Source organism: Rhodococcus sp. JVH1 (assembly GCF_000280725.2).
GTDB classification, from domain to species: domain Bacteria; phylum Actinomycetota; class Actinomycetes; order Mycobacteriales; family Mycobacteriaceae; genus Rhodococcus_F; species Rhodococcus_F jostii_A.
Genome location: NZ_CP166289.1, coordinates 7,084,739 through 7,105,144, shown reverse-complemented (window position 1 = coordinate 7,105,144; position 20,406 = coordinate 7,084,739). Strand labels below are relative to the sequence as shown.

At 68.0% G+C, this 20,406-nt stretch carries 18 protein-coding genes and 1 riboswitch; of the genes, 3 read left to right on the top strand and 15 right to left on the bottom strand.

Features of this window, described 5'->3' with window-relative positions; translation table 11 throughout:
- Positions 1 to 104: 104 nt before the first annotated feature.
- From JVH1_RS33235 to JVH1_RS33225, 3 genes are all read left to right on the top strand, one after another.
- Positions 105 to 2,288, top strand: coding sequence for a malate synthase G (locus JVH1_RS33235; protein WP_371113060.1), 2,184 nt, complete (start codon positions 105 to 107; stop codon positions 2,286 to 2,288).
- 136 nt (positions 2,289 to 2,424) lie between these two features.
- A complete protein-coding gene (locus tag JVH1_RS33230) occupies positions 2,425 to 4,212 on the top strand; it encodes a substrate-binding domain-containing protein (RefSeq protein ID WP_043778039.1) in 1,788 nt (595 codons plus the stop codon).
- Entirely contained in the window at positions 4,209 to 5,363 is a 1,155-nt protein-coding gene (locus tag JVH1_RS33225; protein WP_009473575.1) for a metallophosphoesterase, read from the top strand. The genes JVH1_RS33230 and JVH1_RS33225 overlap by 4 nt, the downstream gene beginning before the upstream one ends.
- 42 nt (positions 5,364 to 5,405) lie before the next feature.
- Here JVH1_RS33225 and gcvP read toward each other — a convergent pair whose 3' ends face one another.
- The 15 genes from gcvP to JVH1_RS33150 all read right to left on the bottom strand — a co-directional run bounded on the left by gcvP (position 5,406) and on the right by JVH1_RS33150 (position 20,212).
- Positions 5,406 to 8,258: an aminomethyl-transferring glycine dehydrogenase gene (gene gcvP / locus JVH1_RS33220; protein ID WP_009473576.1), complete on the bottom strand. Its 2,853-nt coding sequence runs from the start codon at positions 8,256 to 8,258 to the stop codon at positions 5,406 to 5,408.
- A 174-nt stretch (positions 8,259 to 8,432) separates the two neighbouring features.
- Positions 8,433 to 8,556: riboswitch (glycine riboswitch) on the bottom strand.
- Positions 8,557 to 8,625: 69 nt separating this feature from the next.
- Positions 8,626 to 9,246 (bottom strand): MerR family transcriptional regulator, encoded by a 621-nt coding sequence (locus JVH1_RS33215; protein ID WP_005243116.1) that lies wholly within the window; start codon positions 9,244 to 9,246, stop codon positions 8,626 to 8,628.
- Positions 9,247 to 9,530: 284 nt separating this feature from the next.
- Positions 9,531 to 10,004: a bifunctional nuclease family protein gene (locus JVH1_RS33210; protein WP_011594116.1), complete on the bottom strand. Its 474-nt coding sequence runs from the start codon at positions 10,002 to 10,004 to the stop codon at positions 9,531 to 9,533.
- A 142-nt stretch (positions 10,005 to 10,146) separates the two neighbouring features.
- The gene (locus JVH1_RS33205) at positions 10,147 to 10,887 is read right to left on the bottom strand and encodes a MerR family transcriptional regulator (RefSeq protein ID WP_009473578.1); all 741 of its coding nucleotides are present in this window, start codon (positions 10,885 to 10,887) and stop codon (positions 10,147 to 10,149) included.
- Positions 10,884 to 11,408, bottom strand: a complete 525-nt coding sequence (locus tag JVH1_RS33200) for an FHA domain-containing protein (RefSeq protein ID WP_370183841.1) — start codon at positions 11,406 to 11,408, stop codon at positions 10,884 to 10,886. Before JVH1_RS33200 ends, JVH1_RS33205 begins: the two co-directional genes overlap by 4 nt.
- Positions 11,409 to 11,703: 295 nt before the next feature.
- Positions 11,704 to 12,108 carry a glycine cleavage system protein GcvH gene (gene gcvH, locus JVH1_RS33195; RefSeq protein ID WP_005562897.1) on the bottom strand — a complete coding sequence of 135 codons (405 nt, stop codon included), beginning with the start codon at positions 12,106 to 12,108 and terminating at the stop codon, positions 11,704 to 11,706.
- 42 nt (positions 12,109 to 12,150) lie between these two features.
- Entirely contained in the window at positions 12,151 to 12,897 is a 747-nt protein-coding gene (locus tag JVH1_RS33190; RefSeq protein WP_005264198.1) for a DUF881 domain-containing protein, read from the bottom strand.
- Between the two features lie 7 nt (positions 12,898 to 12,904).
- A complete protein-coding gene (locus JVH1_RS33185; protein ID WP_005264197.1) occupies positions 12,905 to 13,267 on the bottom strand; it encodes a small basic family protein in 363 nt (120 codons plus the stop codon).
- Positions 13,268 to 13,299: 32 nt separating this feature from the next.
- A complete protein-coding gene (locus JVH1_RS33180) occupies positions 13,300 to 14,163 on the bottom strand; it encodes a DUF881 domain-containing protein (RefSeq protein WP_043778046.1) in 864 nt (287 codons plus the stop codon).
- On the bottom strand, positions 14,163 to 14,786 hold the full coding sequence (locus JVH1_RS33175; RefSeq protein WP_009473581.1) for a CDP-alcohol phosphatidyltransferase family protein: 624 nt from the start codon (positions 14,784 to 14,786) through the stop codon (positions 14,163 to 14,165). The genes JVH1_RS33180 and JVH1_RS33175 overlap by 1 nt, the downstream gene beginning before the upstream one ends.
- 114 nt (positions 14,787 to 14,900) lie before the next feature.
- Positions 14,901 to 15,959 carry an SMP-30/gluconolactonase/LRE family protein gene (locus tag JVH1_RS33170; RefSeq protein WP_009473582.1) on the bottom strand — a complete coding sequence of 353 codons (1,059 nt, stop codon included), beginning with the start codon at positions 15,957 to 15,959 and terminating at the stop codon, positions 14,901 to 14,903.
- A gap of 41 nt (positions 15,960 to 16,000) precedes the next feature.
- Complete coding sequence (locus JVH1_RS33165) at positions 16,001 to 16,618, bottom strand: CoA pyrophosphatase (RefSeq protein WP_025432828.1); 618 nt, start codon at positions 16,616 to 16,618, stop codon at positions 16,001 to 16,003.
- A 73-nt stretch (positions 16,619 to 16,691) separates the two neighbouring features.
- Complete coding sequence (locus JVH1_RS33160) at positions 16,692 to 18,212, bottom strand: long-chain fatty acid--CoA ligase (RefSeq protein WP_009473583.1); 1,521 nt, start codon at positions 18,210 to 18,212, stop codon at positions 16,692 to 16,694.
- A gap of 34 nt (positions 18,213 to 18,246) precedes the next feature.
- A complete protein-coding gene (locus tag JVH1_RS33155) occupies positions 18,247 to 19,368 on the bottom strand; it encodes a DUF5938 domain-containing protein (RefSeq protein ID WP_009473584.1) in 1,122 nt (373 codons plus the stop codon).
- Between the two features lie 40 nt (positions 19,369 to 19,408).
- Positions 19,409 to 20,212: an SDR family NAD(P)-dependent oxidoreductase gene (locus tag JVH1_RS33150; RefSeq protein WP_043778049.1), complete on the bottom strand. Its 804-nt coding sequence runs from the start codon at positions 20,210 to 20,212 to the stop codon at positions 19,409 to 19,411.
- Positions 20,213 to 20,406 lie beyond the last annotated feature (194 nt).

The following is a 20,406-nucleotide window of genomic DNA, read 5'->3' as shown; positions in this document are numbered from 1 at the left end:
CCTCCGCAGGACATCTGCCACACCGCATCCTTACCAGCGGGTAACATTGGTTGCGGTTCGTGGCACCCGTCCGGTGCTCCAAGTGCGGAACAGTGAGGCATTTCATGACTGAGCGTGTTGAGGTCGGCGGTCTGCAGGTCGCGAAGGTGCTCTACGACTTCGTGAACGAGGAGGCGCTGCCCGGGACCGGAGTGGACGCCGACGGGTTCTGGTCGGGTGCGGCCACGGTGATCGACGAGCTGGCGCCGAAGAACAAGGCCCTGCTGTCCACCCGCGACGACCTGCAGGCCCGGATCGACGGCTGGCACCGCGACCGGACCGGGACGGCGATCGACGCGGCCGAGTACAAGGCGTTCCTGACCGAGATCGGGTACCTGGTGCCCGAACCGGCCCCCTTCGAGGTGTCCACGGCGAACGTGGACACCGAGATCGCCGCCACCGCCGGCCCGCAGCTGGTGGTCCCGGTCCTCAACGCCCGCTTCGCGCTGAACGCCTCCAACGCCCGGTGGGGGTCGCTGTACGACGCCCTGTACGGCACCAACGCCATCCCCGACGACGGCGGCGCGGAGGCGGGCGCCACCTACAACAAGGTCCGCGGCGACCGGGTCATCGCCTGGGCCCGCACCTTCCTCGACACCGCCGCCCCCCTCGCGCAGGGGTCGCATGCCGACGCCGCCCGCTACACCGTCGACGGCACCGCGCTGACCGTGCAGCTCGCCGACGGCACCGTCACCGGGCTGGCGGAGCCGGGTAAGTTCGTCGGCTACCTCGGCGACCCGGCCGCCCCGACCAGTGTGCTGCTGCGCAATCACGGGTTGCACGCGGAAATCCAGATCGACCCCACCTCCCCGATCGGGTCCACCGACGCGGCCGGGGTCAAGGACGTGGTGCTCGAGTCCGCGGTCACCACCATCATGGACTTCGAGGACTCCGTCGCCGCCGTCGACGCCGACGACAAGGTGATCGGCTACCGCAACTGGCTGGGCCTCAACCGCGGCGACCTGACCGAGGAGATGACCAAGGGCGGCACCGCGTTCACCCGCCGCCTCGACCCGGACCGCACCTACACCGCCCCGGACGGGTCCGAGCTCACCCTGCACGGGCGGTCGCTGCTGTTCGTCCGCAACGTCGGGCACCTGATGACCACCCCGGCGATCCTGCACGGCGACGGCACCGAAATCCCCGAGGGCATCCTCGACGCCCTGATCACCTCCCTGTGCGCCGTCCACGGGCTCAGCACGTCCGAGGCGACGGGGCCGTTGGTCAACTCCCGCACCGGGTCGATCTACATCGTCAAACCCAAGCAGCACGGCCCCGACGAGGTCGCGTTCACCACCGAACTGTTCGGCCGCGTCGAGCAGGTCCTCGGGCTGCCCGCCAACACCCTCAAGGTCGGCATCATGGACGAGGAACGCCGCACCACCGTCAACCTCGCCGCCTGCATCAACGAAGCCCGGGAGCGGGTGGTGTTCATCAACACCGGGTTCCTCGACCGCACCGGCGACGAGATCCACACCTCGATGGAGGCCGGGCCGATGATCCGCAAGGCCGAGATGAAGAAGCAGACCTGGATCACCGCCTACGAGGACTGGAACGTCGATGTCGGGCTCGCCTGCGGGTTGCAGGGGCGGGCGCAGATCGGCAAGGGCATGTGGGCGATGACCGAGCTGATGGCCGAGATGCTCGACCAGAAGATCGGCCACCCCAAGGCCGGCGCGAACACCGCATGGGTGCCGTCCCCGACCGGGGCCACCCTGCACGCCACCCACTACCACCAGGTCGACGTCGTCGCCGTCCAAAACCAGCTGAAGGGCACCCGGCGGGCCGGCCTCGACGAGATCCTCACCATCCCCCTCGCCCCCAGCACCGACTGGTCCGACGCCGAGAAGCAGGAAGAACTCGACAACAACTGCCAGTCCATCCTCGGCTACGTGGTCCGCTGGATCGACGCCGGCGTCGGCTGCTCCAAGGTCCCCGACATCCACGACGTCGCCCTGATGGAAGACCGCGCCACCCTCCGCATCTCCTCCCAGCTGCTGGCGAACTGGATCCGGCACGGCGTGGTCACCGCCGACCAGGTCGTGCAGTCACTGCAACGGATGGCCCCGATCGTGGACCGGCAGAACCAGAACGACCCCACCTACCGGCCCCTGGCCCCGGACTTCGACACCAACATCGCCTTCCAGGCCGCGAAGGAACTCATCCTCGACGGCACCACCCAACCCTCCGGCTACACCGAACCGATCCTGCACCGCCGCCGCCGCGAATACAAAGCAGCCAACGCCTGACCGGTAGTTTCCCCACGTGAGTGGCGAAGCGTCCCGCGGGACGCTTCGCCACTCACGTGTCAGGCCGGGGTGATCCTGCGCATCACTACACTGCGAGGGTCAACGTCGAACTCGTCGGACAGGGGCTGGATAGCACGTGGGGCAGCATCGCGGCGAATCGCGCGCCAGGGGTATCAGCAGGGGGCCTTTGATCGTGCTCGGTCTCGTCGTCGTGATCGCGGCGGGTGTGGTGGGCTGGTTCCAGTTGCGTGACCGGATTACCGATCAGGGCGAGGCTGCCGCGGGCGCCTGCGTCGAAGGCGAATCCGTGCTCGCGGTCGCGGCGGATCCGGACATCGCACCCCAGCTCCAGACTCTCGCCGACCATTTCACGGAGACTGCTCCGGTGATCCGCGATCAGTGCGTGTCGGTGACGGTCACTGCCGTCGCGTCCGACACCGTGCGCGACGCCTTGTCCGCGGGGCCGGACGGCCCGTGGGACGCAGCGGCACTCGGGCCTCGCCCCGCTCTGTGGATTCCGTCGAGCTCGCATTCCGTCAAGCAGCTGTCGGCGACCGGCGTCATCAGCGGCGAAGCGCGTCCCGTGGCGACCAGTCCCGTCGTGCTCGCGGTCCGGACGGCGTTCGCGAACGCGCCGGGCACACCGGCGATCGACTGGAAGGACTTGCCGTCGCTGCAGACCGGCCGCGACTCCCTCGCGACTCTCGGCCTGCCGGGCTGGGGCAGCCTGGGCATGGCGCTCCCCGTCGGCCCCGGCGCCGAGAGCACGGAGACGGCAGTCGAAGCGGTCGCAGCCGCGGTCACGGGAAGCCCCACGGGTCCGGTGACGGAGGAGCAGGCTCGTTCCGCTCCCGTCACGTCGGCACTCACCGGTCTGGCGCTCGGCTACGAGGCGTCGTCGGGGACGAAGCCCGCGACGACGCGGGAGGCGCTCACCGCGCTGGCCGAGCAGGGCGATCCCGCCACCTCCGGCATCCACGCGGTTGCGGCCACCGAACAGCAGGTCTACCAGGCCCTGCGCGCCGCACCCGGAGCAGACATCACCACATCGATGCCGAAAGGCCCGACACCCGTGGCAGATCACCCGGCGGCCGTCCTCGCGGGCCCGTCCGTCGACGAGACGCAGAGCCGCGCCGCCGCACAGTTCGCGGAGTTCGTCCGTCGACCCGATCAGGCGCAGGTCTTGGCCGACGCCGGGTTCCGGGTCGAGGGACTGGCCCGGCCCGACGACACCGCGCTGGCCTTTCCCGGTTTCGAATCCACCCTCGTTCCCGCGGACGCGGCCGCTGCGGCCGAGCTGATGCAGGTGATCCGGAATCCGATCACCCCCCGCACCTCCACCGTCCTGCTCGACGTTTCCAGCTCGATGGGAGAGCGCGAGGGGACGGCGACGCGCCTGGCGAACACGACGGCAGCGCTCGCAGCCCACGTGGACCGTTCTCCGGACTCGTCGAACCTCGGGCTTTGGGAGTATAGCACGACGCTCGACGGGTCGCGGCCGTACACGACCGTGGTCGCGACCGGCCCCCTATCGGCGGGCGGTTTCACGGAGGGCACCCGCAGGCAGGCACTCGACGCCCGGCTCGCCAAGGCGACACCCGCTACCGGGTCCTCGACGTACACGTCGCTCGAAGCGGCCTACAAGAGCGCGGTCGACGGATACTCGCCGGGCCGGACCAACTCGGTGCTGCTCGTCACCGACGGCGCCAACGACGACTCCGTTGCGCGCGCGGATCTGCTGTCCGCTATCGCGGCGGCCTCGAGCACGTCGAAGCCGGTGCGCATCGACGTCGTGACGATCGGCGAGAACTCCGACCTCAACACGTTGCAGGCGTTGGCCGATCGCACCGGCGGGTCGCTGGAGAAGGTCGCGTCCTCGGACGGCGCGGCACTGCCGACCGCGATCAGTAAGCTGCTGTCGTGACGAGGCTCCTGGTCTTCGCGGTCTTCCTCGCACTCGTCACGTGGTGGCTCCATCGGCGACTCGTGCGGGCCACCGGGCTGGGCCGGCCCTGGTCGGTGGCCGTCGACGTGACCCTCGTGGTCCTGTGGGTTCTCGCGGTCATCGGCGTCGGCAGCGGCGAAGCCTTCGATCCGGGATGGGCGCGTCCCCCGGGGTGGGTGGGCTGGGTGTGGCTCGGCGCGATGTTCTATCTGGTGCTCGGGCTTCTCCTGGTCGCGTTGGTGTCGCTGCCGACGCGGCTGTTCGGCCGTCTGCGCGGCACCGGGAACGACGAACAGGTCGATCTGTCGCGGCGGCGAAGCCTGCGCATCGCCACCACCGTCGTCGTGGTGGGTGCCGTCGGCGCCGCCGGTTACGGGGTGTCGGAGGCCGCGCGGCCTCGGATCGTGCGGGTTCGGGTGCCGCTGAAGCGTCTGCCCGCCGAGTTCGACGGTGTGCGTGTGGCGCTCGTGTCCGACCTTCACGTCGGCCCGGCGCGAGGAGTGGATTTCACCCGGCGGGTCGTCGACCTGGTGAACGCGGAGCAGCCGGATCTCGTCGCGATCGCGGGCGATCTGGTCGACGGGACCGTCGCCAAGGTGTCGCCCGATCTGCAACCGCTCGGCGACCTCGAGGCCCCGCTCGGGGTGTTCGGTGTCAGCGGCAATCACGAGTTCTACGCCGACGACGGTGGCCGGTGGCTGGACGTGTGGGACCGGCTGGGCATCCGGACGCTACGCAACGAGCGCGCGACGATCACCCGGGGCGGCGCCACCCTCGACATCGCGGGCATCCACGACTATTCCTCGCCGACCCCGTACGAACCCGATCTTCCGGCCGCGCTCGCCGGACGCGACCCGTCGACGTTCGTCGTGCTGCTCGCGCACGAACCGCGGCAGGCACTCGAAGCGTCCGACCTCGGTGTCGACCTGCAACTGTCGGGGCACACGCACGGTGGGCAGATGTGGCCGCTGCGTTATATGGTGCCGCTGCAGCAGCCGTCGGTGACGGGACTGGACCGCATCGGGAACACCGTCCTCTACACGACCCGCGGTGTAGGCACGTGGGGTCCGCCCGTGCGGGTGGGCGCCCCACCGGAGATCACGATCCTGGAGCTGGTGCGCGAGGACTGAGCGAGCGATGCCCGCCCCGCGTGAGCGGGACGGGCATCTGTGTCAGGCGCCTTCGAATGCGGAGATCGGCGGGCAGGAGCACACGAGGTTGCGGTCGCCGTGTGCACCGTCGATGCGCCGCACCGCCGGCCACACCTTCGGCCGTGCCTTGCCCCGGGGGAACACCGCCGTCTCACGGGTGTAGGGGTGGTTCCACTCCGCGACGAGGCAACCGGACGTGTGCGGGGCACCGCGCAGCGGGTTGTCGTCCACCGGCCACTCCCCCGCGCCCACGCGGTCGATCTCGGCGCGGATCGCGATCATCGCCTCGCAGAAGGCGTCGATCTCTTCGAGGTTCTCGCTCTCGGTGGGCTCCACCATGAGGGTGCCCGCCACCGGGAAGCTCATCGTCGGTGCGTGGAATCCGTAGTCGGCGAGGCGCTTTGCGACGTCGTCGACGGTCACACCGGTGTCCTTGGTGATCGGCCGGAGGTCGAGGATGCACTCGTGGGCCACCATTCCGCCCTCGCCGGTGTAGAGGACGGGGAAGTACTCGTCCAGGCGGCGCGCGATGTAGTTGGCCGAGGCGATGGCGGTCAGGCTTGCGCGGCGCAGCCCGACGGCGCCCATCATCCGGATGTACGCCCACGTGATCGGGAGGATCGACGCACTGCCGTAGGGGGCCGCGGAGATCGGTCCGGCCGTGCCGAGTTCCGGTGCGAGCGGATGCCCGGGCAGGAACGGCGTGAGGTGGGACCGCACACCGATCGGACCGACGCCGGGGCCACCGCCACCGTGCGGGATGCAGAACGTCTTGTGCAGGTTGAGGTGGCTCACGTCGCCGCCGAACCGGCCGGGACGGGCCAGGCCGACAAGGGCGTTGAGGTTGGCGCCGTCGACGTACACCTGGCCGCCGGCGTCGTGGACGGCGGCGCAGATGTCGGCGATCTCGTGCTCGTACACACCGTGTGTGGACGGGTAGGTGATCATGATCGCCGCGAGGCGCTCGGCATGGTCGGCGATCTTCGCGCGCAGATCGTCCAGGTCCACGTCACCGTTGGGGCGGCACGCCACGACCTCGACGCGCATCCCGGCCATGACCGCGGATGCGGCGTTGGTGCCGTGGGCGCTCGACGGGATGAGGCAGGTGTCGCGGTGGTCGTCTCCACGGCTGAGGTGGTAGTTGCGGATCGCGAGCAGCCCCGCGTACTCGCCCTGGCTACCGGCATTCGGCTGCAGGCTGACTGCGTCGTAGCCGGTGACGGCCACGAGCCAGTTCTCGAGGTCCTTGATGATGCGGAGAATTCCCGGTGTGTCCCCGGTCGGCGCGAACGGGTGCAGTCCGGCGAACGCGGGCCAGGTGATCGCTTCCATCTCGGCGGTGGCATTGAGCTTCATCGTGCAGGAACCGAGTGGGATCATGCTTCGGTCGAGTGCGATGTCCTTGTCGGACAACGCCCGCAGGTAGCGCAGCATCGCCGTCTCGGTGCGATACCGGGTGAAGGCCTCGTGCTGCAGGTAGTCGGATCCGCGGAGCTGCGCGTCGGGGACGGACGTGCCCACCTCCTCGGTCACGGCGCCTTCGCCGCCGAACGCCGCCAGAACCTGGGTGACGTCGTCGGCGGTGGTGGCCTCGTCGCACGCGATGGCGACGTGATCGGCGTCGACGAGCCGCAGGTTGATGCCGGCGTCCTTCGCCTTCGCCACCACGTCCGCGGCTCGGCCGTCGACTCGAACGAGGATCGTGTCGAAGTAGTGTTCGTGGACGACGACGGCCCCGGTCTTGCGGAGCGCGGCGGCCAGCGAGTGCGCCGTGTTCGCCACGCGCAGGGCGATCGCCTTCAAGCCCTCGGCGCCGTGGTAGCTGGCGTACATGGCCGCCAGAATCGCCAGCAGCACCTGAGCGGTGCAGATGTTCGACGTCGCCTTCTCGCGGCGAATGTGCTGCTCGCGGGTCTGCAGCGCCAGCCGGTACGCCTTGTCACCGTCGGCGTCGACGGAGACGCCCACCAGACGGCCGGGGAGCTGACGTGCGTGCTTGGTGTGCACGGCGAGGTAGCCGGCGTGCGGGCCACCGAAGCCCATGGGGACACCGAACCGCTGGGTGGTGCCGAAGCAGGCGTCGGCCCCGATCTCGCCGGGCGGGGTGAGGAGGGTGAGTGCCAGCAGATCCGCCCCGACCGCGACCAGTGCGCCGCGCTCGTGGGCGGCGGCGATCACGTCGGTGTAGTCGACGATGCGGCCGGACCCGCCGGGCATCTGGGCGAGGACGCCGAAGAAGTCACCGTCCGGAAGGCCGGCGGACAGGTCGGCCACGACGATCTCGATGCCGAGCGGCTCGGCCCGGGTCTCGACGACGGCCAGCGTCTGCGGGAACAGGTCGGCGTCGACGACGAACCGCGGGGACTTGCTCTTGCTCGCCCGGCGCAACAGCGTCATCGCCTCGGCGGCGGCGGTGGCCTCATCGAGCATCGACGAGTTGGCGACCTCCATGCCGGTCAGGTCGGCGACCATCGTCTGGAAGTTGAGGAGCGCTTCGAGCCGGCCCTGGCTGATCTCGGGCTGGTACGGCGTGTAGGCCGTGTACCAGGCCGGGTTCTCGATGATGTTCCGGATCAGGACCGGCGGGGTGAGGGTGTCGTAGTAGCCGAGACCGATCATGGAGGTCGCCACGGTGTTCTGCGCGGCGAGTGCGGACAGTTCGGCGAGCGCTTCGTGCTCGGACACCGGCGCGGGCAGTGCGTCGAGGCCGTCGGCGATGCCGCCCGTGACCCCGTCCAGGATGACGGCGGGGACGGCCTTCGACGCGAGGTCGTCGAGCGAATCGGCTCCGACCAGTTCGAGAATGTGCGCGAGTTCCGCAGCGTTCGGGCCGACATGACGATCGGCGAATGTACGGCTTCCAGCGTCGATCACGACAACTCCCAAGCAGTTCGGAGGATCAGGACACGCCCCGCGTAGCGGAACGTCCCTCCCCCTCTGTCGCCTGCTCGAGTCGAGCGCCTGAGAGATTCGGTACCGTCGTTCGCGGTTGAAGACGGCCCTTTCCCCGTGGGCGGGTGGGTGCTCCCACCGCTTTCCAGAGACGTCGGAGCCCGCACGGTCCTGTCTGCCTGAGAGATTGACGGGGAGGTGTTGCTCCTTCGGCGCCCGAACTCCTGCACACACGATGTTTCTGTGCTTGCAGTGCCCGGAACTCTCCCGCACGGCGTCGACGCACCGCCAGTCTATGTCACGGCTGCGGATGGCGGCGCAGGCAGCGCTGCGCTCCGATGGAGGCGGGCTAGCCCGTCTTGCGGCTCGCGCGGTTCTTGCGCCGCGACGCCAGTTCGTCCTCGGGGCTCTGCTCGCTCGCGCCGCCATCGGCGCGCTCGGCCGGGAAATCGGCGATGGTGCCGGTCAGTTCGCGCATCGCACCGCTCACCGCGATACCGAAGACGCCCTGCCCGCCCTGGAGCAGATCGACGACCTCTTCGGGGGACGTGCACTCGTAGACCGTGGTCCCGTCCGAGAAAAGTGTGATCTTCGCCAAGTCCCGCACTCCGCGCTTACGGAGGTGGTCGACGGCCACGCGGATGTTCTGCAAGGATATTCCGGTGTCGAGCAGACGCTTGACGATCTTGAGGACGAGGATGTCTTTGAACGAGTACAGCCGTTGGCTGCCCGAACCTGCTGCGCCACGAATGGACGGCACGACGAGCGAAGTGCGAGCCCAGTAATCGAGCTGGCGGTAGGTGATTCCCGCGATCTGGCAGGCGATGGGGACGCGGTATCCGACGAGGTCGTCGGGCACGGAATCGTCCGGGAAGAGGCCCGGTTGGATCTCCTCGGAGCTGAATTCGGACTCGGCAACGTTGTCGCCGGGCGCAAGATTCAGCGCATTCTCCTGCGGCCGATCTCCCACTGACTACTCCCTCTCGCATGTTGCACTGAACCCGACGATCAGTGCGCCTGTGACGCGCGTCGCCAGTGCCCGCGGCACAGCCACAGCACATCGAGCGGCGCAAGCGCCACCAGTGACATCGAGCAAGTCCGTACCCTGAACCTACTCAGCGTACGCCCGATAGAATCTGCAGGGCAGAAAATCACTGCACTGAACGCTATGACTCCGAAGAGACGGGGTCAACGCAACGCGCCGGAGGAACCTCAACCGTTACTCCGCGCCCGAGGCTTTTCCGAGGGTGCAACCTAGCCGTCGGTGGCCTTGAAATCGTCCGGCGACACGGACTCGAGGAATTCCTTGAACTTCTCGACCTCGTCCTCGCGCTCGTCGGGCATGACCAGACCGGCCTCCGTGAGCACCGATTCCTCGGCGAAGATCGGCACCCCGATCCGCAGTGCGATGGCGATGGAGTCGGACGGGCGGGCCGAGACGCGGGTGTTCTGGTCGAACACGAGGTCGGCATAGAACGTGCCCTCGCGCAGGTCCACGATGCGAACTTCCTTCAAGGTGCGACCGAAGGCTTCGATCAGGTTCTTGATGAGATCGTGGGTCAGCGGACGCGCCGGCTCGACGCCCTGCTGTTCGAGTGCGATCGCGGTGGCCTCGGTCTGGCCGATCCAGATGGGCAGGTACCGCTCGCCGTCGGTTTCACGCAACAGCAGAACAGGTTGACTTTGGGGTTGCTCGACACGAACTCCGATCACGTGCATTTCGCTCATCGCGTCTGCCTCCACCCTGCAATGGTCCGTCCGCGGCACACAATGCCGTACCAGGATTCTATTCGATTCGTGTCTGCTCTTCGACCGTACAGCCGTTCGAGCGCAGCGTCGTTGGGAAGTGGGGACGGTCGGCGAGTTCACCTCACCGATCGAGCGCACCCCGGACTGCCGACTTCACCAGGCAGGTGTGCAACGTCAGAGACAAGGCGGCCAGTTCGCGCACCATCTCCTCGGCGCGATCACGTGCGCCGGCGTCGCGGCCCTTGGCGACGGGCCCGGCGATCTGCGCGACCAGCCCGGCCTCGCGGTCGGCCGCCAGCTTGAACGCCCTCAGGTGCCGCACCTCGAGTCCGAACTCGGACATCGCCCTCGCGGTGCGCGCCAGTGTCACCGCGTCTTCGTCGAAGAACCCTGCCGGCCCGGGAACGACCAGGCCTCCGCGGGTCAGTTCGCCGAGGAACTTGTCGTCGATCCCCGCCCGGGCGATCAGATCGTCGCGGCTGATCCGCACCTCGCGGTCGGTGAGGAACTCCTCCGGGGACACCTCGCCCGGGGCCACCGTGAGCGTGCGCGGCCGGCGCGGCGAAGAATCGCCTGCGCCGACCGTGGCCACACCTCTGTCGATGGCCTCGAGCTGCTCCTTGATGACCTTCAGCGGCAGATACTGATCCCGCTGCGCAGTGAGGACATAGCGCAGACGTTCACAGTCGGCGATCGAGAATCGCCGATACCCCGAGGGAGTGCGCTGGGGGCTGATGAGACCCTCGGCTTCGAGGAATCGGATCTTCGAGATCGTCACATCAGGAAAATCGGGGCGGAGACGATCCAGCACGGAGCCGATCGACATCCCCGATTGCGCCTGCTGCTGCCGCACCGCGGTCATTGGCTACCCGCACCAGCTGACGTCTCACCGATCTGCGAGCCACCGGCAGTGGTCCGGGGTCCGGTCAGGAAGACCAGTCGGAACTTGCCGATCTGGACCTCGTCACCGTTCGCCAGGACGGCCGAGTCGACCGGTTCCCGGTTGACGTAGGTGCCGTTGAGGCTGCCGACGTCGACCACCTGGAACTCGTCGTCCTCCTGACGGAACTCCGCATGCCGACGGCTGACGGTCACGTCGTCGAGGAAGATGTCGCTGTCGGGATGCCGTCCCGCGGACGTCGTCGGCTGGTCGAGCAGGAAGCGCGACCCTGCGTTCGGTCCACGCTTGACGACGAGCAGAGCAGAGCCCGCGGGCAGTCCCTCCACACCCGACACCGGAGCTTCCGGAGCCTGGGTTGCCGAGGAGTTGTCGAGCTCATTGAGAAAGTCCGCGCGGAAGACCGACGTGGTTTCCGCCGGCGTCTCCCCATAGACCGCGTCGTTGCCGTTCTCGCTCACCGTTTCTCCTCCTAGTTCGATCATCCAGCAAGATTCGCTGGACTACGCAATGCCACTCGGTACTACATAATTCGGTTCCCGTGCACATTAACTTCTGTGCAAACTCCCACGATCACATTCAAACTACGGACCTGCGCCCCGACACGGCACATGCGTTCAACATCGACCGTACCCTGCGCACGCCGGTGCGTGTAGTGAGACAGGCCGCCAGCACATTACGAACCGGTATTCCGACAGCGGATTTTCCCGGCAACCCGGTTTCCGGGCTGTCGGCACCTTCCAAAACTATCCGATTACCGCTTCGCGTGTTCTCGGGAAATTATCCTGCCGTGATGTCTGCATAGCCGGCGGCGTCCAGCATTTCGGCCAGTGCCGCGTCGAGGGTCGCCTCGTCGTCGACACCGAGGTCCACCAGCCACCCCTGCCCGTAGGGCGCGGAGTTCACGAGTTCCGGGTTGCCGTCCAGATCGGCATTGGCGGCAACGACTTTCGCCGTCAGCGGGGCGAAGATGTCGGAAACGCTCTTGGTGGATTCCACCTCGCCGAACGATTCGCCCGCCGTTACGGCCTCGTCGACCGCCGGAAGCTGGACGAACACGACGTCGCCGAGCTGGGACTGCGCGAAATCGGTGATGCCGACGCGTACCGTCGTGGGCCCCGTCCGCTCGACCCACTCGTGTTCGGCGGTGTACCGACGATCGGCGGGGATTTCGAGCTCACTCACAGTGGCTTCCTTTCGATGGCAATCCGCGGGCGGATGCGAAGATCAATTTCCGGGCTGAGCGTATTGGCGAGGTTTCGCCTCCCGCAAGGCGGAGATCGTGACCTGCTGCGATTGTTCGATCGTCAGCTGTCCGCCGCTGCGCGCGACCGTGTCGACCACCCCGCCGGGAATGTTCAGGGCCGCCGCCAGAGTCGGCGGATCACCGATGGCGACCACCCCGTAGGGGGCGTTCACCTTCCGGCCGTCCACCGACACGCCGCCGGCCGAACCGGACACCCAGGAGTCGACGCCGATCCGGATGGGCGGGCCGTCCGCACCCTGGATCTGGACGGCTTCGGCACCGGCGGCACGCAATTCCTGCACGAGGTCGAGCAGGACCTCCGAGCCGACTCCCTTGTTGGGGTCGGTGATGCGCATCGTCACCCCGGGGCCGGTGGCCGGTGCGCTGCCGACCTGGATCGACAGCGCCGTCAACCGGGCCTGCGCCTCGTCGAGTGCCGCCCCGGAACTGCCGCTCTGTTGCAACGTTGCCAAGGTCTGTTCCAGCGATGCGATCTCCTGCCGCAGGGCCGCCTCCCGCTGGTTCAGCGTATCCAGGACGACCAGGAGATCGGCCGGGCTCGCCGAGTCGAGGGTGTCGCCGGACCCGGTGTTCTTCACCTGCGTGACGATCGCGATTCCCAGCCCACCGAGCAGGAGCGCGGCCAGCAGCGCGAAGACGACGTGCGATCGCTGCGACGTCGCCGGTTCGTTCCCGTGCAGTTCGTGTCTGCCCTCGTGTCCGCTCACGCCGCGATCACGCCCCGAACAGACGTCGCCGGAGCGCGGCCGCGTTGCCGAAGATGCGGATTCCGAGCACGACGACGATCGCGGTGGACAGCTGGGTTCCCACACCGAGTTGGTCACCGAGCCACACGATCAGGGCGGCCACCAGGACGTTGAACACGAACGAGACGACGAACACCTTCGAGTCGAAGATCTCGTCGAGGTACGCGCGCAGTCCGCCGAACACCGCGTCGAGCGCGGCGACGACGGCGATGGGCAGGTAGGGCTGCACGGCGTCGGGCACTTGCGGGCTGAACACCACTCCCAGCACGATGCCCACGATCAGGGCGAGCACCCCGTAGATCGCGGATCCGCCCTTCAGTGCTGCCTTCATTCGTGTGACGCCTCCATTCGACTCCGCCGTTGTCATCGTGTTCCCACTTCCCTGGCTGCCCGCACTTCCCGCGCCGGGGCGGCGGGCAAGTGGAGATCGTCGGCCTCCGCCACCGCGAAGCCGATGCCGTACAACTGCGCCACGCTGGACATCCGCAGATAGGCGTCGCTCACCACGAATCCGGTCTGCATCGGCCCCTGCGGTCCGATCGCCGAGACCACGTACGGCGAGAACACCGGCTGATTGTCCACGAGCATCGCGCCACCCGCCTGGCGGATCGTCACCGACGGGCCGATCCGCACGTCGCCGACCGCGATGGCCTCGGCGCCGCTCGCCCACAGCGAATTGACCACCGACTGGAGGTCGCGGTCGAGCACCACGGCCTTCCCCCCGACACTGCGCTGGGACGAGTCGGACAGGTTGGGCTTGGCTGCGGGGTCCGTCAACGTCACGGTCAGGCCGGGACCGTGTACGGCCTCGACTCCGGCGTCCCCCTCGAGGCCGCGAAGCTCGTCGAGCAGTGCCGCACCTCGGGCGTCACCGGCCAGCGCGGTGGCGCGCGCGTCGTCGGTCTGTGCCGCCAGCGTGTCCCGGGTTGCGGCAAGGGCGCCCGCCCGATCCTGGGCGTCCTGCACCTTGCTCAGCAGTTCGGTCCGCACCTGCTCGGTGCCGGGGATGCGTTCGGTGGCCTGCCGGTAGGCGACCGACAGCACCAGCCCGACGAGCAGCGCGCCGATCGCGATCCACACCTGCTGACCGACCCGCGTCTGTCGTGAATGTCCCTGCTCACGATCGTCGGCCGCACCCTCGTACCCGGGGTCCAGATGGTCGTTCATCAGGGACCGCAGCAGGGACGGCACCGGATTCCTGCGAATGCCGGAATCTGTCCGTTTCATCACTGGACCTCGCGTTCCTCGCCGCCCGGTCCTCGCACGGGAACGGTGCGCGCGACGGTCAGCGCGTTCACGGTGTAGAGCAGCCCGGTCCACACGTAGAGCACCGTGCCCCAGATCAGGAGCGCGGCGCCGAGCGGCTGCGCCACGGTCGCGATGCTCCAGTCACCGTGCGCCGCGAGGGTCATCGGCAGCGCGAACATCAACAGGAACGTGGCACCCTTACCGAGGTACATCACGTCGGGGGGCGGCAGACCGCGCCGTCGGTAGATGACCAGCGTGAGCGCGAGAACGGCGTCGCGGCCGATCAGGATCGCCGCCACCCACCACGGGATGAATCCGCGCAGGACGAACGTCACCAGCGTCGTGACGACGTAGAGGCGATCGACGAAGGGGTCGAGCAGCGCACCCAGCTTCGACGACTGGTCGAGGATCCGCGCCAGCTTGCCGTCGAGCCAGTCGGTGAAGCCGCTGATCATGAGGATCGCGAGTGCCCACCCGTCGGAGTGGGTGACGAGCAGCAGGTACACGAACAGCGGCACGCCGAGGAGTCGAACCACGCTCAGGAGGTTCGGGACGGTCACGATCCGGTCCGACCGCGCAGTGTCCCGGTCCACCGAATTCACCAAAATCTCCCCAGCGTCGAGTGCGGACCTGTTTTCGGGCGCTCGTCGCACCGCTCCCGCCACTCTTCCACAACAGGGATGGTGTCAGTCGATCCTCTCGTCCGTCCGGCCGTGTCACTCGCCCCGCGCAACGTCCGGTCGTGGTGGGGCCGGTACGCGTGCGACGGCGTCCGCGGTCAGACTTCCCAGGTACAGCCACCCGTCGTGCTCCCGCACACCTGTGACGGGGGAATAGCTGCCCTTGCCTCCGCGCAGGCTGTGCACGATCTCGCCGCGGTGATCGAGGGCGATCACCCAGCCGGCGTGCTCCGGATTCGGTTGCACCGCCTCCGGCAGGTTCGCCGCGACGATCCGCAGCGTCGGGTACGGCGCGAGCAGGTCGAGCAACCGCATCCGCGGGCTGTAGAGCGCCACCCAGAACAGGCCGTCCCGTGTCTGGGACGTCATGTTGTCCGGTATGCCGGGCAGATTCGCGGCCCACACCGACGCCGCACCCTGCGACGGGCCGGTCAGGTCGACGCGGGAGATCTGGTACGAGCCGGTCTCGGCGACGAGAACGAACGACTCGTCCGAGGCCAGTCCCACGCCGTTGGCGAACTGCAGCCCCTCGGCCAGGAGGTCGGTCTCCCCCGTCCACGGGTCCAGACGCAGCAGGCGGCCGGTCCCGCGGTGCTCGAGAAGGTCGTAGCGGTGGTCGGCGATCGTGAAGTGCGCCGAGGAGTCGGTGAAGTACACGATGCCGTCCCGGCCGACCGCCGAGTTGTTGCACGCCACGAGCGGGCGCCCGGCCGCGGCGTCGGCGAGCACGTCGACGCGTCCCTGGTCGTCGACTCGCAGCACACCGCGCTCGGCGTCGCAGATCAGGAACCGGCCGTCGTCGAGTATCTCGACCCCGAGAGGCCGCCCGTGGGTGTTCGCGAGTTCGGTGGCGTGTCCGTGGCCGTCGAACCGCCAGATCCGGCCGTCGTTGCCTCCGGTGACCACCCGGCCGTCGTGATCGACGGCGACGTCCTCCGGGCCTTCTCCGGCGGGGAGCGTCCAGCGGTGCGCGTCGTCGAGCATCCCGTTGGGCGCGAGCACTCCCGTCGGTGGTGGTGGCGGCGGGGCGTGCCAGACGGTGGGGTCGACACCGGTGTGGTCGAGCTTGCGGGCGAGAGACTCGAAGAAGGTCACGAACTGTGAGATTAGTCGCGTCCCCGCTGGACGTGGTTCCGCTAACGCCAGGCGAAGACCGGCTGGTCGAAACCGTCGATCCGGGTGTGCCTGCCGTGCAGTGCGACCTCCCGGAACTGGTATACGACCGCGCCGGTGGGGGCGTGCACGAGGTGACGGCGGAACGGCCATTGGATCACCGGTTTCGACGATTCGGGGATCTCGACGAACCGCGGCTCCGCGTCGATCTCGGGAACGCCCACCGAGAACACTTCCGCCACTTCCTCGCGATTGGGGACGAGCGACGTGATCGGCTGGTCCGACCACACGACGAACGGGGTGATGACGTACCCGGAGCGGGTGACGTAGTCGTCGAGCCTGCCGAGCACCGCGGACGGCTCCACGTCGAGTCCGAGTTCCTCGTGCAGCTCGCGCCGGGCGGCGTCCTCGCCGGTCTCCCCCGGATCCACTCCGCCGCCGGGCAACGCGAACTGTCCCGGATGCGCGCGCATCTTGCTCGGGCGCATGGTCAGCGGAACGGCCTGACCGTCGGCGCCGTCGTTCATCACGGCGATCACGACCGCCGCGGACCGCCGATTCGTCGGGTCCACGATCCGTGGTTCGAAGCGTGCCAGCGCGTCGGCGAGCCGTTCCCTGCTCAGTGCGTGCCCATTCACCATCACCCGACAGTATCGCCAGTCGCGGCGAAACCCACGCTTCGATCCCCCCGCGTTTCGAACCCCGCGCCGGCCGTCAGCCGAGCAGTTGCTGCCTGATCTCGTTCTTGAGGACCTTCCCCAGTTTGGAACGCGGCAGATCGGGCCAGACCAGGATTTCCTTCGGGGTCTTCACGCTGCCGATGCGCGCTTTCACGAACGCCGTGAGTGCGTCGGCCTCGACCGGTGTTCCGGCTCGGGACTGGACGACGGCGACGACACGTTCACCCCATTTCTCGTCCGGGAGCCCGATCACCCCGCAGTCCTGGATTCCGGGGTACGCCATGAGCGCCTGTTCCACTTCGACGGAATAGACGTTGAATCCGCCGGTGATGATCATGTCCTTGGCCCGGTCGACGATGTGCAGGAAGTTGTCGTCGTCGAGGTACCCGATGTCGCCCGTGTGATGCCAGCCGTGCGCCGACGCCTCCTGCGTCGCAACGGGATTCTTGTAGTACCCCGTCATGACGAGCGAGCTGCGCACGACCACTTCGCCTCGCTCACCGGAAGGCAGCAGCGTCCCCTGCCCGTCCATGATGGCGACGGTGACCAGCGGGGAGGGCCTGCCTGCGGAGCTCAGCCGGGCGGTCGCGACCGAGCCGTCGGCGTGGAAATGGTCTTTCGGCGCCATCGTCGCGATCATCATCGGCGCCTCGCTCTGCCCGAACAGCTGGGCCATCACCGGCCCGATCCGGGTCAGCGCTTCTTCGAGCCGGGTCGGCGAGATCGGCGCCGCGCCGTACCAGAAGCATTGCAGCGAACTCAGGTCCGTCGTCGCCAGGTCTGCGTGGTCCAGCAGCATGTAGATCAGGGTCGGCGGAAGGAAGGTGTGGGTGACGCGGTCCCGGTCGATGTGCGCGAGGAACTGCCCCAGGTCGGGGGTGGGCATGATGACCACCTGTCCGCCGAGGGCGAGGATCGGAAAACACAGGACACCGGCCGCGTGCGTCAACGGCGCGAGGGCGAGGTAGACCGGCCTGCCGTCGAACGGGTAGCTCATCAGGGTCAGCGCAGACATCGTCTCGATGTTCCGGCCGGTGAGCATCACACCCTTCGGCCTCCCCGTCGTGCCGCCGGTACCGACGATCAGCGCGAGATCGTCGACCGGCTCGACGTCGAGACGTTCGGTACCCAGCCAGTCGTCGAACGGGTGGGCGTACTCCTCATCGCCGTCGAGACACACGAGCGTCGTCAGCAGCGGCAACTGCCGACGGATCCGATCGACCAAGGGCGCGAACGCCTTCTGGAAGATCAGGCAGCGACAGTCGAAGAGGGCGAGCAGGTCCCGATTCTCCGCCGCCTCGTTCCGCGGGTTGATCGGGCACCACACCGCCCCCGCCAGGCTGATCCCGAAGACGCAGGAGAACGCAGTCGGATCGTTGCCGGACAGGACGGCCACCTTGTCGCCCGCGGCGATCCCCGACCGTGCCAGCGCGGCCGCGACGCGCCGGCTCAGGTCCTGGACATCGGCGTACGACAGCGTCCGGTCGCCCATCGTCAGGCACGGCGACGACGGACCGAGCGAGGCACCCTTGTCGAGGTAGTCGGTCAAGCGCATGGTGTGGTCCTCCTCGAAGTCGCGGCCGGGACGATCAGCTCTGCACGGTGAGAACCGGCTCCATCACGAGGCCGAAGCTCCGAAGGATTCCCAGGAGTTCGCGATGCCCGAACGCCTGGCACGCCGACGCGAGACCCGTCCGCTTCGGAGGCTGCTGCAACAGGGAGTACGCGGCGTACGCCTGCAGGAGACCCGTCTGCTTGTAGTTGCAGTTGCCGTGGATGACACAGTGCGCCCGCCCCAGCGGCCCCGACGCGTACACGGAGTCGAGCGATGTGTTGACCCGTGGGTTCTCCCGCGGCGGCATTCCCGCCTGCACGGAGCCGGCGATCTCCGCGAGCGCCGCGTCCTGCTCGTCCGCGGGAAGGGTCTTGATCTGTTCCTCGACCATCTTCTGCGTCGCGACGACACCCTCCATCACGGAACGGTCGAACACGCCGCCTGCCGCTTTCACGTTCGCCACCCGCGGATCGTCCTTGAACCACACGGGATGGCTGGTGCCGCCCCACGGCAGCGCGAGGGCCATCTGGTGCTGTCCCGGCACCACGACCTCGAACGTGGTACCGGGGTCCCACTTCTCGTACCGGTTCTGTTCCAGGTAGTACCAGTCGGCTTTGAGGATCGTGAAGATCGTCTGCGTGGACGCGTAGGTGGGAAAACCCTTCCACAACACCAGGATGTCGAGAGTGTCCAATCCGGGCGTCTCCAGCGCGATGTTTGCGGCGATCTCGCCGGTGGTGTACATCTGCGCGACACCGGGTGACAGCAGCAGCCCTTTCTCCGCGAACTTCTCGCCGAACTTCGCCTGCACGTCCAGAACCCAGTCCTGTTCACCGGTCGTGTCGGTGTAGTGACAGCCCGCGGCGAGAGCCGCCTCGACGACGCTGGCGCCGTGCTTGATGAACGGGCCGACCATGTTGCTGACAACCCTTGCGCCGCTGAACAATTCCGTCAGCGCCGGGACGGTGTGCTCGACCTCGACCACCTCGTGGTCGACGGTGTCCAGGCCGGGAATCCGGTCGAGCACTTCCTGGATCCGCTTCTTGTCCCGCCCCGCGGCGATGAACGGAATGTTGAACTCGCGCAGGTATTCACACACGAGGCGCCCGGTGTAACCGGAGACTCCGTAGACGATGACGGGCTTCTTGTCGGTCATGAGATGCCTTTCAGAATGTGGGAGAAGTTCGGGAGATCGGTCACATGCCCATGCCACCGTCGACCGGCAGGCCGATTCCGGTGACGAAGCGGGCGGCGTCGGAGGCCAGGAAGACGACGGTGTCGGCGATGTCCGCGACCTCGCCGAGTCGCCCGAGAGGCGTCAGGCCGATCACGTCGGCGACCGCGGCGTCGGCACTGGGCCACAGTCCGAGCCGCTCCATGTCGGCGGCCAGCCCGAGTCCCATCTCCGTGGCGACCAGCCCGGGGTACACGCAGTTCACCCGGACGCCGTACCCGAGTTTGCCTGCCTCCTGGGCCGCGACCCGGGTCAGCCGGTCGACGGCCGACTTGGTGGCGGAGTAGCCGGCGATGCCCGGGAACGGGATGGTCGCGGCGACCGAGGAGACGTTGACGATCGCCCCGCCCGATCCCGCTGAGCCTCCGGGACGCATCGCGCGCAGACCGTGTTTCAGACCGAGCGCGACGCCGAGAATGTTGACCTCGCACATCCGTCGGATGTCTGCGGGGTCGATGTCGACCACGAGCGACGAGATCTCGATGCCCGCGTTGTTGACGAGGAGGTCGAGTCCGCCGAGTTGCTCCACGGTGGCAGCGACGGCGCGCTCCCAGTTGCCGTCGTCGGTCACGTCGAGTTTCACGAATCCGGTGTCGACGCCGGTCTTCCCGACGGAATCGGCAGTCGCGCGCCCTTCCTCCTCGAGGACGTCGCCGATCACGACCGCCGCACCGGCGTCGGCGAGGGCGGCAGCCATACCGGCGCCCAACCCCTTCGCACCACCGGTGACCAGTGCTTTCCGTCCTGCAAGATCACTTACGCTCATTCCGACCTGCCTTCGTACGAGACGATTCGCGGAAACCACGTCACGAGACCGAGTCCGCAATGTGGTGTGGATCACAGCGTATTCGACTTTGGACGACTGTCAAGAATTCTCTTGACGACTGTCAAGTTTTTGTTACACAGTCGTCAAGGAACGCGGGCTAGACTGATGCTCACCGTGCTGGACCATGCGCGCCG